This is a genomic window from Escherichia sp. AM3, assembly GCF_032029835.1.
GTDB classification, from domain to species: domain Bacteria; phylum Pseudomonadota; class Gammaproteobacteria; order Enterobacterales; family Enterobacteriaceae; genus Escherichia; species Escherichia coli.
Map to the genome: position 1 here is coordinate 1 of NZ_JAVUPQ010001373.1, position 230 is coordinate 230.

General features: G+C 47.8%; 1 pseudogene. It reads right to left on the reverse strand.

The features are described from left to right. Positions 1-230, reverse strand: a pseudogene (locus tag RTW80_RS31105) (helix-hairpin-helix domain-containing protein); the annotation flags it as partial.

Below are 230 nucleotides of genomic sequence, written 5' to 3' on the forward strand. Positions count from 1 at the left end.
CCCGAGAATTTCGTCCTTCATTTTTTCGAGCATCGTCCGTTTGGCGATAAAACCTTCCAAGCCGCCTACCTGCTGGATCTGGCGGACTAAATGGTCATAGTCCATTTTCGCACGATTAAATGCCTCACGGCGTTGCTGAACTTCTGCTTTGTACGCTTTGCTTGTCAGACTGCCAATAATCCAGATAGCCGACAGCACAGGAACCAAAATAATATAACGCGGTTCTGCCT